This is a genomic window from Acinetobacter sp. GRABPA_MV_2 (genome assembly GCF_056725885.1).
Genome location: NZ_JBWZNA010000016.1, coordinates 21,256 through 36,800, shown reverse-complemented (window position 1 = coordinate 36,800; position 15,545 = coordinate 21,256). Strand labels below are relative to the sequence as shown.

The window sequence follows — 15,545 nt, the reverse complement described above, 5'->3', positions numbered from 1 at the left end:
TTTTTAAAATGATAAAACATTTAGAATGTTTTCCTATTCCCCATATATAGAATTTAAAGCTTAGGCATTGTAATGGATAAAATTTTATCAATCTACTCTTAAGTTAAATGTCTTATATAATTTTTATAAATTAAATTAATTGAAAAATCTTTAAATCGTAATTAAACCAATAATGATTAATTTTTCCTTCATTTGAAATAACATTAAAACTATTCGGAACATGATAATGCAAACGGCTAGAAGTTGCTGTTCCTGCATGAATATCATAAATAGGATGATCTATCTTTAATTGATAAATTTGCGTTAAATCATATACAGCAGTTTTATGTAAATGTCCGTGTAACATTCCAAATAGTCCTGTTGTACTCCATTTTTCGAGCGCCATTTTTCCTAATACAGGACAATCTTTAATACCATGCTCATCATCAGGTGGAGTATAAAAAGGCTGATGGAAAACAACTAATTTGATTTTATCCACTGGCCCTTGCTGTAATCGCTCATATGTAGTTTGAATTTGCTCAATCGAAATATGTCCACGAGTATGATAACGACGGCGAATACTATTCACTCCAACAATATAAAAATGTTCAGTTTCTAAAGTCGGTTCAAGCTGGCCAAAAAAATATTGGTAGCGAGTAAATGGTGAAAAAAAACGATTCCAGACATGGTACAACGGAATATCGTGGTTACCAGGAACAACAAGATAAGGAATATTAAGGTTATCTAAAAACTGACGGCATTTATAAAACTGTTGATATCGGGCACGTTGAGTAATATCCCCACTCACCACAATGACTTCAGGTTTATGTTGAGTGCAAAAAAGTCGGATTGCATCTAAACATGCCTCAACTTCTGTTCCAAAATGCAGATCAGACAGATGTAACAACATTTGGCACCATAATATTTAAAGCATTCTTTTCTACAGAGAAGTTTAGAGGTGTTTTCATCTCTAATATTTCCCCATCTAAAGCCACGGTAAGTTTTGATCTTTTTGCACAATCAACCATCACATGATCTGCACAAAAACTATAAACATCTTGTGCCTCTTCTACTTTGCCTTGAATCCACTGCCATAACATGTTTAATAAACTAAGCCTATCACTTTTCGTAATGACAACTCCTGCAACTCGTCCTTGTGCAGCACAATCGGCAATTCTTAGTTTCATATCACATAACTGCAACTGATTATTACCAAAGAAAATTAAAGGTGTTTTGACTGGATATCTCTTGCCATCAACTGTGACGGAAAGTTTCATGGATTTATTTTCTCTTAATAAGACATCCAAAGCTGAGGTATAAGCATGTAAAGGTAAACGCCCTAAGTATTTATTATAAAGCTCACGTTTTTTTATAAATAATGGATAAAGTCCTAGACTCGCATTATTCAAATAAACATGGTCATTAATTGTCGCAATATGTACAGAGCGTGGTGTACCTGTAGCGATGACTTCAGCAGCTTCTAACAAATCTAAAGGAATATCCAAAACTTTAGCGACATAATTAAAAGTTCCCAAAGGTAATATTCCCATTGGAATATGAGTATGCCTAAGTTTTGATGCTACCGCATTTAAAGTTCCATCCCCACCCGCTGCAACAACAACACCTAAATTTGCATTTTGACTATGCCGATGTATCACTTGATTCATTAAATCCTCAAAAGACACATCTTCAGCTAATTCAAAAACTTGTATTTCGAAACCAAATTCGGTGAACACAGTCATTAACTGTTCATACATATCTTCATGTTTTGACGCATGAAAACCCGACTTTTGGTTATAAATGATAGAGAGAGGTTTTAAAGTCCGCATTTTTATTATCTTAGAGGGATTCGTCCTGAATATTGTATATAAAAACACCTAATAAAAGTCTCTTTATGTAAATTTTGAATGAAGATCATTTGTTTAATCAATAATAATTCTCAAGAAAAAAATAAGAATCAAGATATTGATTTTTAAAGAAATAAATAATATAAATAACATACATACAACATAAAAATATTGAGAATAAGATATTGCAAAAAACTACAAGTTAATGATTTAAATAAGAAAAAAACAAAAAAGTAAAATATCTATTTCTTAGTCTTTAGTCTTATTTTTTTTGTGATTTTGTGCTTTAATACAGCCACTTTTTTATTTGATCTTTCATTGTACCTCTCAATGAATGACTTGTACGTTGTACATATTTTGAATAGGCCTCACCATGACCACAGTGAACGCACCAGAATTCGTTCGTCATCCTAAGCTTATTGCATGGGTTGAAGAAATTGCAAACTTAACCAAACCAGCAAAAATCGAATGGTGTGACGGAAGCGAAGAAGAATATCAACGTCTAATCGACTTGATGATCGCTAACGGCACCATGCAGCAATTAAACCAAGAAAAACATCCTGGTTCTTATCTTGCAAATTCTGACCCATCTGACGTTGCACGTGTTGAAGACCGTACTTACATCTGCTCTCAAAATAAAGAAGATGCTGGTGCGACAAACAACTGGGAAGACCCAGCTGTTATGCGTGAAAAGTTAAACGGTTTATTTGACGGTTCAATGAAAGGCCGTACGATGTACGTTGTTCCTTTCTCTATGGGCCCACTTGGTAGCCATATTGCTCATATCGGTATCGAATTAACTGACTCTCCTTACGTTGCTGTTAGCATGCGTAAAATGGCACGTATGGGTAAAGCAGTTTATGACGTATTAGGTACAGACGGCGAGTTTGTTCCATGTGTACATACAGTAGGTGCTCCACTTGCTGAAGGTCAAAAAGACGTTGCTTGGCCATGTAACCCTGAAAAATATATCGTTCATTACCCAGAAACTCGTGAAATCTGGTCTTTCGGTTCTGGTTACGGCGGTAACGCATTACTTGGCAAAAAATGTTTAGCTCTTCGTATCGCTTCTGTCATGGGACGCGAACAAGGTTGGTTAGCTGAACACATGCTTATTCTTGGTGTAACTAACCCTCAAGGTGAAAAACACTACATCGCTGCAGCATTCCCGTCTGCATGTGGTAAAACAAACTTTGCAATGTTAATTCCACCAGCAGGTTATGAAGGTTGGAAAATCGAAACTGTAGGTGACGATATTGCTTGGATCAAACCAGGTGAAGATGGTCGTTTATATGCGATTAACCCTGAAGCTGGTTTCTTTGGTGTAGCTCCTGGTACAAACACCAAGACTAACCCGAACTGTATGGCAACTCTTCATAAAGATGTTATCTATACAAACGTAGCGGTAACTGAAGATGGTCAAGTATGGTGGGAAGGTCTTTCTAAAGAAGTTCCAACAAACTTAACTAACTGGAAAGGCCAACCTCACGTAAATGGTGAAAAAGCAGCGCATCCAAATGCTCGCTTTACTGTTGCAGCTGGTCAATGCCCTTCTATCGATGCTGACTGGGAAAATCCAGCAGGCGTTCCAATTTCTGCATTTATCTTCGGCGGTCGCCGCGCAGATACAGTTCCTTTAGTTTCTGAAGCTTTCGACTGGGTTGACGGTGTATATAAAGCGGCAACTATGGGTTCTGAAACTACTGCTGCTGCTGTTGGTCAACAAGGTATTGTGCGTCGTGACCCATTCGCGATGCTTCCATTTGCTGGCTATAACATGGCTGACTACTTTGATCACTGGTTAAGCCTTGGTCAACAAGTAAGTACAAAAGCTGAAGCAGCTGGTAATAAGTTACCAAAAATCTTCAATGTAAACTGGTTCCGTCGTGATGCTGAAGGCAATTTCGTATGGCCTGGTTTCGGTCAAAACATGCGTGTTCTTGAGTGGATCATTGATCGTTGTGAAGGTCGTGCAAACGCTGTTGAAACTCCAATTGGTCTTGTTCCAACATATGACGACTTGAACTGGGAAGGTACTGAATTCTCTAAAGAAGAATTCGACCTAATCACAGCTCAAGATAAAGATCAGTGGATTACTGAAATTGAAAGCCACACTGATTTATTTAATAAACTCGGTGATCGCTTACCGAAAGCATTAAAAGAACGTCAAGCAGCTTTACTTGAAGCTGTAAAAACTGGCTTCTAATTGTTACATATAAAAAAGGTCGCCATGTGCGACCTTTTTTATTATGCAGCATCGTCTTTTTGTCGACGCTCAGATAAATAAGCTTCTAATATTTTTACTTGTTTCTCATCAAATGCTAGACCTAGTTTTGTTCTACGCCACAATATATCCTCAGCAGTAGTCGCCCATTCATATTCACATAAATATTTGACTTCGCATTCAAATAAATCATTTCCAAAATTCTGGCCTAATTGCTCTATTGCATTTTTCTCTCGGAGCATATTCCAGACTCTTGTGCCGTATGCATGCGCCCAACGGTTAGCAAGTGATTCAGACACTCCACTTACACGTGACTGAAGCTGATGCGTTAAATCATCTAATGTTGTCCAGTTTTCAGCACCAGGTAATGGCTCATCTACAGTCCACTCTTCTGCCATGTCATTAAAAAACGCAGACAAATGCTCTAAAGCAGCTTCGGCTAATTTTCGATAAGTTGTGATCTTGCCACCAAACACAGATAACAATGGTGGCTTTCTCTCTTCTGCTTGTAGCGCCAAAGTATAGTCACGTGTAATCGCTGAAGGATTATCAGACTCATCATCACATAAAGCACGTACACCCGAATATTGGCTTACAATATCAGCCCGAGTTAACTGCTTTTTAAAATGTGAATTGGTCACTGTTAAGAGGTAATCTATTTCTACATCGGTAATCTCTACCTTTTGTGGGTCATCTGTATACTCCTGATCTGTCGTACCAATTAATGTATATTTTTCTAAATATGGAATTGCAAACACAATGCGTCGATCTTCATTTTGCATAATGAAGGCTTTATGACAGTCATATAATTTTGGCACAACAATATGACTTCCTTGGATCAGCCTAATTTGATAAGGCGATTTTAGATTCAGATTTTCACTAATAATTTCTTCAACCCAAGGGCCTGCTGCATTCACTAAAGCTCTTGCACGTATCTGGTAAAACTCTGCTCCACTTTGTAACTCCAGATGCCACAGCTCTTGTTCCATATAAGCTTTAATACAACGCGTACGCGTTACGACTTTGGCGCCTTTCTCTTTAGCCTGCAATGCATTTAACACCACAAGACGTGCATCATCTACAGTACAGTCAGAATATTCAAAACCACGCGTTATAGCCGGTTTTAAAGGACTATTTTCTTTGAAATAAATAAGATTTGAACCTAATAATTTTTCTCGTTTTCCCAAATGATCATAAAAAAACAAGCCCGCCCGAATTAACCATGCAGGACGTAAATGTGGTCGATGAGGCATAATAAAGCGCATTGGTTTAATAATATGTGGAGCTTTAGCCAACAACACTTCACGCTCTGCTAAAGCTTCTCTAACCAGTCGAAATTCTTTATGCTCTAAATAGCGCAGACCACCATGAATTAATTTGCTGCTAGCAGATGAGGTGTGACTAGCTAAATCATCTTTTTCACATAAAAATACCGATAGTCCACGGCCTGCAGCATCATTAGCAATACCAACACCATTAATACCGCCACCGATCACGGCAATGTCATATATTTTTGAATAATCATTAGGCTGTATTTTCATTTCTCATTTTCTTTTTATTGTTGATCTTATAAAAATTAAAACACCAAATTGAAGAAACAACAATCAAAAAAGTAGAATAATCAATTTTAAATAACCAAGTATTTAACCGTTAATTGATTACCCTACTATTGAATTCAACCAATTAAAGAACGAATTAATCCTCAGCCCAACTTTGACTACGCTTAACTGCCTTGAGCCAACCTTTATAAATAATTTCTGATTGTTCAGAAGACATTTTTGGCTCAAATACTTTTTCTATGGCAGATTTATTTCTTAACTCATGTAGATCTTGCCAGAAACCCGTCGCCAGCCCAGCAAGGAAAGCCGCACCCAAAGCTGTGGTTTCTTTCATTATTGGACGTTCTACTGGTGTTGCTAAAATATCGGCCTGAAATTGAATTAAGAAATTATTTTCCGTTACTCCTCCATCAACACGGAGTGTACGGAGCTCTTCTTCTGCATCTTGCTGCATTGCATCTAAAACATCTCGGGTTTGAAAAGCAATAGACTCTAAAGTTGCACGAATAATATGTTCAATACTAGCCCCACGAGTAAGTCCAAAAATAGCTCCACGCGCTGTTGGGTCCCAATATGGTGCGCCTAACCCTGTAAAAGCAGGTACAACATATACACCGTTACTATCTTTCACACGTGTTGCATAAAGCTCAGAGTCTTTAGCATTCTTAATGACCTTTAATTCATCGCGCAACCACTGAACGCAAGAACCACCATTAAATACGGCACCCTCTAAGGCATAGTTCACCTCACCACTCGCACCACATGCAATAGTAGTTAGCAATCCGTGTTCTGAACGGACAATCTTCTTACCTGTGTTCATTAATAGAAAACAGCCTGTGCCGTAGGTATTTTTTGCCTGGCCAGACTCAACACACATTTGACCGAACAGTGCGGCTTGTTGATCACCTGCGATTCCTGCAATGGGAATACCAACTTCTTGCCCACTAATGGTATGTGTATATCCATAAACCTCAGATGAGCTACGTACTTCGGGTAACATTGCTCGAGGGATATCTAAAACTTGTAAAAGTTTTTCATCCCATTCTAGCTTTTCGATATCAAACAGCATAGTTCGTGAAGCATTGGTAAAATCAGTGACATGGACTGTACCATTGGTTAGTTTCCAGATTAACCAAGTATCCACCGTACCGAACAACAACTCTCCTCGCTCAGCACGTTCACGGCTTCCTTCAACATGGTCTAAAATCCATTTAATTTTTGTGGCCGAAAAATACGGATCAATCACCAAACCCGTTGTTTTACGTATGTATTCTTGCCATCCTGCTTTATGCAATTGATTGCATATCTCAGTCGTTTGTCGACTTTGCCAAACAATCGCATTGTAAATAGGCTTGCCTGTTTTTTTATCCCAAACAATTGTGGTTTCACGCTGATTTGTAATCCCAATTGCTGCAACTTGCTCACTCTTAATGCCTGCTTGAGCTAGAGCCTCTACCCACACAGCACTTTGCGTAGCCCAAATTTCCATAGGGTCATGCTCGACCCAGCCAGGCTGCGGATAAATCTGGGTAAATTCTTTTTGAGCAATACTTACAACGTTAGCATCATGGTCTAAAACAATTGCTCTTGAACTCGTTGTTCCCTGATCAAAAGCAACAATATATTTTTTCAGGCAATTTGACATCTGAATGTCCCTTTCATTATCCACACACATCTAGTCCACAATGCCAAGACATCATGCCTAACTGTATTTATTTAAAATTTTCTTTGGAATATATCATTATTTTTAAGGCATATAGGTTTTCTTCGCCCAAACTCTACTCATTCTTTATTAGTTTTTACTATTTGGAAAAAAATAATAGGCTAAATAACCGAATAAGATCATAAAAATGGACTAATCGGCTAATTTGAAATCATATAAATATTCAACTTATTCCTTTGCTTAAATAATAAACATTGTTTTACAGACATAAAAAAAATAAAGTGAAATACTCCTCTAGAAAATATGTAAAAACGGAATAAATCTTCTCTTTTTTAGCATTCAACCCAAGCGAAACATGGAGCGACTCATGGTTGATCAACCTTCTACCGCAACAACTCCACATTCTAATTTAGATACAAAAACTCGTCTAAAATCCATTTTGGGCGGTTCTGCCGGTAACCTTGTTGAATGGTATGACTGGTATGTATATGCAGCATTTACGCTCTATTTTGCTCATGCTTTTTTCCCGAAAGGTAGCCAGACGGCTCAGCTCCTTCAAGCGGCCGCAATTTTTGCTGTAGGCTTTTTAATGCGCCCAATCGGTGCATGGATTATGGGAATCTATTCAGACCGTAAAGGTCGTAAAGCGGGTCTGACCCTTTCCGTCACTTTAATGTGTATAGGTTCGCTGCTTATTGCCGTGACACCAAGTTATGAAAGTATTGGTGTATTTGCCCCTCTTCTTTTAGTTGTCGCTCGTTTAATTCAAGGCTTAAGTGTAGGCGGTGAATATGGTGCTAGTGCTACCTATTTAAGTGAAATGGCTGAAAGAAATCGACGTGGTTTTTTCTCTAGTTTCCAATATGTCACCTTGATTGCTGGTCAGCTCACAGCTCTATGCGTTCTATTAATATTACAAATGGTATTAACTGAAGAACAACTACATGATTGGGGATGGCGTATTCCATTCTTTATCGGTGCTTTACTTGCGATTGTAGTTTTCCGTATTCGACGTGGCCTACTAGAAACTCAATCTTTTAAAAATGCTCAGGCAGAGACAGACCAACCAAAATCAGGCATGTTTGCTTTATTTAAACATTACCCTAAAGAAGCTTTCACAGTATTGTTTTTAACCGCTGGCGGGACTTTAGCTTTTTATACTTATACGACTTATCTGCAAAAATATTTAGTCAATACTTCTGGATTTACCAAACCTGAAGCCACTCAAATTACAACTTTAGCGCTATTTATTTTTATGTGTCTACAGCCTGTAGCAGGTGCTTTATCAGATCGCATTGGTCGAAAACCCCTTATGATTTTCTTCGGAATAACAGGTGTTTTATTCACATACGTTCTATTTGATGCACTCGCAAATACACATAACTATTGGACAGCTTTCTGGTTATGTTTTGGAGGTCTCGTAATGGTGACTGGCTACACTTCAATTAATGCTGTAGTGAAAGCAGAACTTTTCCCTGCGCACATTCGTGCTTTAGGAGTTGCATTACCTTACGCGATTGCCAATACATTATTTGGCGGAACAGCAGAGTTCTTTGCTTTAAGTTTTAAAGAGGCTGGGCATGAATCTTGGTACTTTATTTATGTAAGTATCATGATCTTCATTTCTCTCATTATTTATATTTTTATGAAAGACACCAAGCACCATTCAAAAATCAAAGAACATTAATACGTTACCAATAAGGGCTAATATCGTTCGCCGATGTTAGCTCAAATCATGAGATTAAGCCCCAACAACCTTTGTATTTTATGAGATACTAGCTATAAGAAAATAAGGACGATACTGATGAATAGAAGTATTTTATGCTTGGCATTAAGTAGTATGTTTGTTTTAACTGCTTGTCAGACTACCCCTCGACAATATAATGGTTCAACTGGATATCAGATTGAAAACCAAACAAAAACTTCAGCGACTTTAGCTTACACTTTAGCGGGTCGTAGTAACCAGCAACTCGATGAACGTAAATTACAACGAGCTTGTCAGAATGTACTAGGTGCTCAGAAAGTTTATAAATTATCAATTTTGAGTATCAACGAAATTCCTAATCCAGCGAAAGATGAGCATTATGGAATTAAACTCGGCGAAACTCGTGCTTCTTTTGGTTTATCAAACACACCTAGCTTAAATAATGGTGAGGACTATGCAACTCGCCAAGCGCTTGAAGCACGTCCAAGCACATTAAAAGTTGTTCGTTATACTTGTTCATAAAATAAAAAAAGACGCTGTTCTTTTACAGCGTCTTATAAAAACTTACATTTCTAAACTCTTTAGCTTCATCCAGATCAGGCCATGTAGAAGCACTTCTTTCATCAATCTTTTGATATTTGGGATGACTAAAGTTCTTAACACGGCTATCAGCCACCCAGACTTCTGGCGCAAATTTTAAAAATTCATCTAAGAAAAAGCGGTTACATTGATCGTATAAAACATCAGCTGCCAATAAAATATCAACATGCTCGGCCTTATATAAATCATCTAAATATTCTAGCTCAACATTATTAAGTAAAGCGTTTTCACGGCAAGCATTCAAACTAACTTGATCGATATCACAGCAGATGACTCGTTTCGCCCCTGCCATTTTTGCAGCAATTGCCACTACACCAGAACCAGCTCCAAAATCCAAAACAACTTTATCTTTAACATGGTGCGGCTCTGCAAGTAACCACTGTGCCATTGCTAAACCAGATGCCCAACAAAAAATCCAATACGGCGTGTCATTCCAAATACGGCGAATAACTTCATCATCTAAACGATCAGTTGGAAAAACAGGTGGAATCAACCATAAAGAAATAGCCGTTTCAGGCAACTGTTGTGCCATCAACTCACAATTGGGAATAACTTCATTTAGTGCTTGAAGTAAATGTTCAGGGGCTTTGGATAGTTGAAAGGTGCAGCTCATCAGATTTCTTTTAATTCATTTTTATAACAAGCATAACAGAGTCATTCCATTATGATTTGAATTTCTAGAATAACCTTCGGTTGGACCTGAGAAGCCCTGCTTCGCAAGGCTTTCGTGAGAATTAGGTCTAACCATTGTCATCCGCAAAACTCGGCAGATACTATCTATAATTGAAGCATCGCAGAAACATTTAATTTTTAACGTATTTCTGCCTCAAACAATTGCAGATGACGGTTACGCGTATCAAATAACAGCCTAGCGTTAATTAAATTAACCTAAAGCTTTTTCAGCAGCTTCTACAGTTTGACGGATCAAAGTTGTAATGGTCATTGGACCAACACCACCCGGTACTGGTGTGTAAGCAGAAGCAATTTCTTCAATACCTTGTAGTTGAATATCACCTACGCCACCGCCATCACGAGGATGGAAACCAGCATCTACAACTACTGCACCTTGTTTAATCCAATCTTTTTGGATAAGTTCAGCTTTACCAACTGCACCCACAATAATGTCAGCTTGCTTCACAAGCTCAGGTAAATTTTGTGTGCGTGAATGGCAAATTGTTACTGTTGCATTCGCTTGCAAAAGCATCATTGCCATTGGTTTACCTAAAATTGCAGAACGACCGACTACAACCGCATGTTTACCAGCAATTTCGATATTGTTTTCTTTTAAAATAGTCATAATGCCCGCAGGAGTTGCTGAACCATATGCAGCTTCGCCCATAGCCATACGGCCAAAACCAAGACAAGTTACACCATCAACATCTTTAGCTAATGAGATTGCATCGAAACATGCGCGCTCATCAATTTGCTCAGGAACTGGATGTTGTAAAAGAATGCCATGTACATCTGGATTAGCATTAAGTTTTTCAATTTCAGCTAATAATTGTTCTGTTGTCGTTTCTTGTGGCAATTCAATTTTTAAAGAGTCCATGCCTACTCGACGGCAAGCATTTCCTTTCATGCGTACATAAGTTGCAGATGCGCCATCATCCCCAACTAAAATAGTCGCCAAAATTGGGGTACGACCTGTTTTAGCTTTTAAAGCTTCAACACGTACTGACAAATTTTCTTCAATTTGCTTTGCTAATGCGCGACCGTCTAAAACCAATGCCACAGCACATCTCCAAGGTAGACATGAATTTAATGTGCCAATAATACATGATTATTTGGACAAATTTATTCTAGATGTTGCTTTTATGTTCATCTTATCTCAAAACAGTATTGTTTTTTTTGTAAAGGTTGCTAATATGTGCATCACCAAATGTAGGCGGGGTGGCAGAGTGGTCATGCAGCGGACTGCAACTCCGTGGACGCCGGTTCGATTCCGACCTCCGCCTCCAAATTTGGTAAAGCCCGGGTGGTGAAATAGGTAGACACAGGGGATTTAAAATCCCCCGCCCACAAAGCGTGCCGGTTCGAGTCCGGCCCCGGGCACCATTTTCTAGTACAGAAATTGGTGTCATAAAGAATCCAGCGAAAGCTGGTTTTTTTATGTCTAAAAAAAAGGATGCTTATTAGCATCCTTTCTCGCCCCATATATTTAAGCAGTTTTTTGCTTGTCTTTTTCAGGTGTTAAACTCGCATCCAACACCAATTGATAGCTTCGGCTAGAATCTACTTTGTATTCTGGATTTTTAATTGAATCTACAAAAATCCAATCCGACTGCGCCTGCTTATCATCAAGTGTAACCATCAAATAACCACGCTGATTTAAATTACAATATGCCAATTCATCGATAAGCGTAGTAAAGGCAAATTCAAACTGTTGTAGCTGAGCTAGTGGAATACTTAAATATTTTTCAAGCCCCGGGGAAGATACCGAACTTGTCGCCAGTTCAACACCAACATATTCGCCCTTTTGGCTATATAAGTAAGATGTCCACGCATTATGAGTATCACCCGCTAAAACAATAATTTTCTTATTAAACTCAGCCAATTTGCCATACAAAAACTCTCGCTCAGCATAGTAACCATCCCAAGCATCAAGGTTATATGGAACTAATGTTGTGACTCGCGCTTTTTCTTGAACGGTTAAAGTTGGATCACCTTGCTCTAATCGTAATTTTAATGTGACTAATTCTGTAATTTGCGCATTCATTTTAGCTAACGTATCCGGCGAAGTTCCGCCTGAAGTAATTTGCCCCAACGATGCCAACAACTCAGCTGGAATCCACATTTTACTCATTAAGACTTGCTGCCCAATCACATTCCATGTTGCAGTTGAACTTTGTAAGACACCTACTATATTTTTCTCTTTACTACCCAATAACCACTCACGCTGAGTTTGCCCCATTAAGGTCCGCATTGGATTAGTTAAATCCGCTTGGAATTTTTCAATATCTAAGCCATTCGCTGTTATATATTTGCCATAATCCAACTGCTTGTCACGGGCAATAATACGAGTATCTAACATTATTAAATTAACAAGCCCCCCAAAATCAAACTGACGATAAATATTTAAATGATCGGTACTAGAAACTGGGCGAATCGGCATCCATTCAAAATAAGCTTGTAGAGCAGCTAATTTACGCTCCAAGAAAGGACCCTCATTACTTTGATGATTCTCTGCACCTTCGCGCCAAGTATCATTCGCTAACTCATGGTCATCCCAAACTACAATAAAAGGATGACGCTGATGAACCGCCTGCAAGTCTTTATCTTGACGATAAAGCGCATAACGTTTGCGATAATCATCTAATTTAATAATTTCTTTATTATTATCGGACGGTAAAGTACGACCCAGCTTTGCGGCATCTTCTGTTGCATAGCCATCAGCCCCATATTCATAAATATAATCGCCCAAATGAATGACTACATCCACATTCTGTTTTGCCATTTCACGATAAACGTAAAAATAACCCGCAGGATAATTAGAACAAGAACATACTGCGAAGCTGACCTTATTGGTAGTTACAGGTAATGTTTTTGTTTGCCCTACTGGCGAGACTTTGCTACCAAATCGAAAGCGATAATAATAAGTCATACCCGCTTGTAGACCTGTTGCATCCACCTTCACGGTAAAATCGTCAGTTTTAGTCGTTTGAACAGTACCAGTCTTTAAATTCTGCTTGAACTGATCATCGGTAGCAATTTCCCAAGTAACTTTAAGACGCGCATTAAGATCTACTGGTGTTAACCGCGTCCATAAAATTACTTTATCTTGCAATGGGTCGCCGCTCGCCACTCCATGTAAAAAATCTGCTTGTGTTTCTGAATTCTCCTCATCAGAACCATCATTACACCCTGTAAAAACTACAGGCAAAGATAGCGCCCCAAAACCGAACAGACTTTTTTGAATTAATTCTCGGCGTGAAATTTTCTCTGACATAAAATTACCTAAGTTTTAAGCAATGAGTGTCTTAAATTTAGGTAGATAAGATGAACAACTGATCTCAGTTTAATGAACAAATCATGACATAAATTGGTTAATTTATATAAATACCAACAAGAACTGATTGAAAATAAAGCAAACTCTCTGATTTTCTCTTGCCAATCGCGCACTTGTCCTCTATTATTGCGCACATGCCCGGGTGGTGAAATAGGTAGACACAGGGGATTTAAAATCCCCCGCCCACAAAGCGTGCCGGTTCGAGTCCGGCCCCGGGCACCATTTTCAAATGTTGAATTTGGTGCTACAAAGAATCCAGCGTATGCTGGTTTTTTTATGCCTAATTAAAAAATGAATTTTATGATAAGAATATTATTACTCGTTTGCACTACCCTCTCTATAACAAAGGTTTATGCCACAGATCTTTTCTCTGGCACTATTTCTTTCAAAGACAACAATTGGTATTTTTCACGTTGCTCTATTACCAAAGATGATTATTTAGTTAAAGCACCCGAACAGATAATAGATAAATTTAAAACGTTGGAACAAAAACGAGAAACTTATTGGGTCAGTTTATTAGCGGACGCAGATTATCAAGAGAATGGTGTTTTAGTTTTAAAAGTTAAAGAAATAGACGAAATACATTTAAAGGCATCTTGCCACTTGTTAGATGCATTTGAAGATATTGAAAATCGAGAGTAATCACCACTCTCGATTCATAACCAGCTCTTCCATTTCAAGGTCTAAATATCCTGCATCCTGTGCCACCATCATCATTGCCTCAGCAATATAGTCAGCTGCACTATCATCCAAGGAAGAATCTAGATCTTCGAACTGAGGTTTCATTTCATTGATTGCAATTACAGTTTGATGAGCATATCGATAGATATCCTGCTCAGCTAAAGCAGGCTTCTGAACTTTTTTAGCAAATTGTTCAATGAGCTGCTTGAGTTCAGCGACCAAAATATCTGGATAATATTCATCATCAAACATCGGGAGAAGTAAGTCTTCGAACATACAAAAGTTTACACAACAGCAAAAACTTGCCGCTTATAACATATTTTCAAAAGAATAACGATATTTTTCCCTGACTCAATCATCTAGCTCATTAAATTAATGAGCTACTACCTGATTTTATAGAGCCTACTTTGCTAAGCTTGTATCATCGCCTTCCAAACTAAAATTGCATCAGTCATTGCTTTCACGTCATGTGCTCTGACAATTGATGCTCCTTGCTGAATACTAAGCAAATGCCCCATAACGCTCCCTACCGCACGCTGATCTGCAGTTACACCCTTTAATGCTTCACCAATAAAACGTTTACGAGAAAGGCCAGATAAAATCGGATAACCCATTTCACCAAGCTTCCAAAATTCTTTGAGTAGTCTTAAATTTTGCTGCGCATTTTTTGCAAAACCAAACCCAGGATCAATAATAATATTATGTTTTTTCACACCTGCATTTAAAGCTTCATTCACGCGCTGCTGAAGCTCTGCTATAACATCTACGGTTACGTCCGTATATTGGTCTAACTGATTCATTGTAGTAGGCTCACCACGCATATGCATGATCACTACTGGTATATCCAGATCTGCTGCCGTTTTTAAAGCATTCGGACGAGTAAGCGCACGTACATCATTCCAAATATGTGCTCCTGCTTCTTTCGCTGCACGAATAACATCAGGCTGACTCGTATCAATTGATAAAACAATATTATGTTTAGCTAAAGCTTCAACTACGGGCACAACTCTTCGTATTTCTTCTTCTATGCTTACTTCAGATGCCCCTGGACGGGTAGACTCTCCACCAATATCAATAATGGTGGCACCTTGCTCTATCATGGCTAACGCATGAGCAATCGCTTGATCTATTTGATTATGCTTTCCGCCATCACTAAAAGAATCTGGTGTGACATTTAATATACCCATAACGTGAGGCTGTGATAGATCTAACTGAAGCTGTCCACACTGTAAAATTTGTTGAGGCAAAGGCATTAGTTGCATAAAAAGCTCCAGTTTAAAA

At 38.3% G+C, this 15,545-nt stretch carries 13 protein-coding genes and 3 tRNA genes; 7 read left to right on the top strand and 9 right to left on the bottom strand.

What is annotated here, in order from left to right:
- Nucleotides 1–130: 130 nt before the first annotated feature.
- Nucleotides 131–889: a metallophosphoesterase family protein gene (locus ACXM0J_RS13860; RefSeq protein ID WP_086264436.1), complete on the bottom strand. Its 759-nt coding sequence runs from the start codon at nt 887–889 to the stop codon at nt 131–133.
- On the bottom strand, nt 870–1,808 hold the full coding sequence (locus ACXM0J_RS13855) for a diacylglycerol/lipid kinase family protein (protein ID WP_086264435.1): 939 nt from the start codon (nt 1,806–1,808) through the stop codon (nt 870–872). The genes ACXM0J_RS13860 and ACXM0J_RS13855 overlap by 20 nt, the downstream gene beginning before the upstream one ends.
- Before the next feature lie 391 nt (nt 1,809–2,199).
- Here ACXM0J_RS13855 and ACXM0J_RS13850 point away from each other — a divergent pair, with 391 nt between their 5' ends.
- Nucleotides 2,200–4,032: a phosphoenolpyruvate carboxykinase (GTP) gene (locus ACXM0J_RS13850; protein ID WP_086264434.1), complete on the top strand. Its 1,833-nt coding sequence runs from the start codon at nt 2,200–2,202 to the stop codon at nt 4,030–4,032.
- A 41-nt stretch (nt 4,033–4,073) separates the two neighbouring features.
- Here the strand turns inward: ACXM0J_RS13850 and glpD are convergent, their stop codons facing one another.
- Together glpD and glpK are read right to left on the bottom strand one after the other, a co-directional pair.
- The gene (gene glpD, locus ACXM0J_RS13845) at nt 4,074–5,591 is read right to left on the bottom strand and encodes a glycerol-3-phosphate dehydrogenase (RefSeq protein WP_086264433.1); all 1,518 of its coding nucleotides are present in this window, start codon (nt 5,589–5,591) and stop codon (nt 4,074–4,076) included.
- A 154-nt stretch (nt 5,592–5,745) separates the two neighbouring features.
- Nucleotides 5,746–7,254 carry a glycerol kinase GlpK gene (gene glpK, locus ACXM0J_RS13840; RefSeq protein ID WP_479750599.1) on the bottom strand — a complete coding sequence of 503 codons (1,509 nt, stop codon included), beginning with the start codon at nt 7,252–7,254 and terminating at the stop codon, nt 5,746–5,748.
- Between the two features lie 373 nt (nt 7,255–7,627).
- Between glpK and ACXM0J_RS13835 the strand changes: the two genes are divergently transcribed.
- Both ACXM0J_RS13835 and ACXM0J_RS13830 read left to right on the top strand, forming a co-directional pair.
- A complete protein-coding gene (locus tag ACXM0J_RS13835) occupies nt 7,628–8,959 on the top strand; it encodes an MFS transporter (protein ID WP_005803945.1) in 1,332 nt (443 codons plus the stop codon).
- 117 nt (nt 8,960–9,076) lie between these two features.
- Nucleotides 9,077–9,499 carry a hypothetical protein gene (locus tag ACXM0J_RS13830; protein ID WP_086264431.1) on the top strand — a complete coding sequence of 141 codons (423 nt, stop codon included), beginning with the start codon at nt 9,077–9,079 and terminating at the stop codon, nt 9,497–9,499.
- 22 nt (nt 9,500–9,521) lie between these two features.
- On the opposite strand, the gene ACXM0J_RS13825 is transcribed toward ACXM0J_RS13830, so the two are convergent.
- Both ACXM0J_RS13825 and folD read right to left on the bottom strand, forming a co-directional pair.
- A complete protein-coding gene (locus tag ACXM0J_RS13825; RefSeq protein ID WP_086264430.1) occupies nt 9,522–10,190 on the bottom strand; it encodes a class I SAM-dependent methyltransferase in 669 nt (222 codons plus the stop codon).
- Nucleotides 10,191–10,460: 270 nt separating this feature from the next.
- On the bottom strand, nt 10,461–11,309 hold the full coding sequence (folD, locus tag ACXM0J_RS13820) for a bifunctional methylenetetrahydrofolate dehydrogenase/methenyltetrahydrofolate cyclohydrolase FolD (protein WP_002115552.1): 849 nt from the start codon (nt 11,307–11,309) through the stop codon (nt 10,461–10,463).
- A gap of 152 nt (nt 11,310–11,461) precedes the next feature.
- On the opposite strand from folD, the gene ACXM0J_RS13815 reads away from it, so the two are divergent.
- Together ACXM0J_RS13815 and ACXM0J_RS13810 are read left to right on the top strand one after the other, a co-directional pair.
- Nucleotides 11,462–11,535: transfer RNA gene (locus ACXM0J_RS13815), tRNA-Cys, on the top strand.
- A gap of 11 nt (nt 11,536–11,546) precedes the next feature.
- A tRNA-Leu gene (locus tag ACXM0J_RS13810) sits at nt 11,547–11,632 on the top strand.
- Nucleotides 11,633–11,735: 103 nt separating this feature from the next.
- Here ACXM0J_RS13810 and ACXM0J_RS13805 read toward each other — a convergent pair.
- Nucleotides 11,736–13,523, bottom strand: coding sequence for an alkaline phosphatase D family protein (locus ACXM0J_RS13805; RefSeq protein ID WP_086264429.1), 1,788 nt, complete (start codon nt 13,521–13,523; stop codon nt 11,736–11,738).
- A gap of 196 nt (nt 13,524–13,719) precedes the next feature.
- Between ACXM0J_RS13805 and ACXM0J_RS13800 the strand changes: the two genes are divergently transcribed.
- Both ACXM0J_RS13800 and ACXM0J_RS13795 read left to right on the top strand, forming a co-directional pair.
- Nucleotides 13,720–13,805: transfer RNA gene (locus tag ACXM0J_RS13800), tRNA-Leu, on the top strand.
- A 78-nt stretch (nt 13,806–13,883) separates the two neighbouring features.
- Entirely contained in the window at nt 13,884–14,225 is a 342-nt protein-coding gene (locus ACXM0J_RS13795) for a hypothetical protein (RefSeq protein ID WP_213034370.1), read from the top strand.
- Here ACXM0J_RS13795 and ACXM0J_RS13790 read toward each other — a convergent pair whose 3' ends face one another.
- Nucleotides 14,226–14,540 (bottom strand): DUF5713 family protein, encoded by a 315-nt coding sequence (locus ACXM0J_RS13790; RefSeq protein ID WP_057062925.1) that lies wholly within the window; start codon nt 14,538–14,540, stop codon nt 14,226–14,228.
- A 134-nt stretch (nt 14,541–14,674) separates the two neighbouring features.
- Nucleotides 14,675–15,526 carry a dihydropteroate synthase gene (folP, locus tag ACXM0J_RS13785; protein WP_213034368.1) on the bottom strand — a complete coding sequence of 284 codons (852 nt, stop codon included), beginning with the start codon at nt 15,524–15,526 and terminating at the stop codon, nt 14,675–14,677.
- Nucleotides 15,527–15,545: the final 19 nt, after the last annotated feature.

Excerpts from the sequence above, each read along its gene's own strand:
- ACXM0J_RS13855 (WP_086264435.1), bottom strand. The coding sequence starts at position 1,808 with ATGCGGACTTTAAAACCTCTCTCTATCATTTATAACCAAAAGTCGGGT.
- ACXM0J_RS13830 (WP_086264431.1), top strand. The coding sequence starts at position 9,077 with ATGAATAGAAGTATTTTATGCTTGGCATTAAGTAGTATGTTTGTTTTA.
- ACXM0J_RS13790 (WP_057062925.1), bottom strand. The coding sequence starts at position 14,540 with ATGTTCGAAGACTTACTTCTCCCGATGTTTGATGATGAATATTATCCA.
- ACXM0J_RS13795 (WP_213034370.1), top strand. The coding sequence starts at position 13,884 with ATGATAAGAATATTATTACTCGTTTGCACTACCCTCTCTATAACAAAG.
- ACXM0J_RS13860 (WP_086264436.1), bottom strand. The coding sequence starts at position 889 with ATGTTGTTACATCTGTCTGATCTGCATTTTGGAACAGAAGTTGAGGCA.
- ACXM0J_RS13825 (WP_086264430.1), bottom strand. The coding sequence starts at position 10,190 with ATGAGCTGCACCTTTCAACTATCCAAAGCCCCTGAACATTTACTTCAA.
- ACXM0J_RS13805 (WP_086264429.1), bottom strand. The coding sequence starts at position 13,523 with ATGTCAGAGAAAATTTCACGCCGAGAATTAATTCAAAAAAGTCTGTTC.
- glpD (WP_086264433.1), bottom strand. The coding sequence starts at position 5,591 with ATGAAAATACAGCCTAATGATTATTCAAAAATATATGACATTGCCGTG.
- folP (WP_213034368.1), bottom strand. The coding sequence starts at position 15,526 with ATGCAACTAATGCCTTTGCCTCAACAAATTTTACAGTGTGGACAGCTT.
- ACXM0J_RS13850 (WP_086264434.1), top strand. The coding sequence starts at position 2,200 with ATGACCACAGTGAACGCACCAGAATTCGTTCGTCATCCTAAGCTTATT.
- glpK (WP_479750599.1), bottom strand. The coding sequence starts at position 7,254 with ATGTCAAATTGCCTGAAAAAATATATTGTTGCTTTTGATCAGGGAACA.
- ACXM0J_RS13835 (WP_005803945.1), top strand. The coding sequence starts at position 7,628 with ATGGAGCGACTCATGGTTGATCAACCTTCTACCGCAACAACTCCACAT.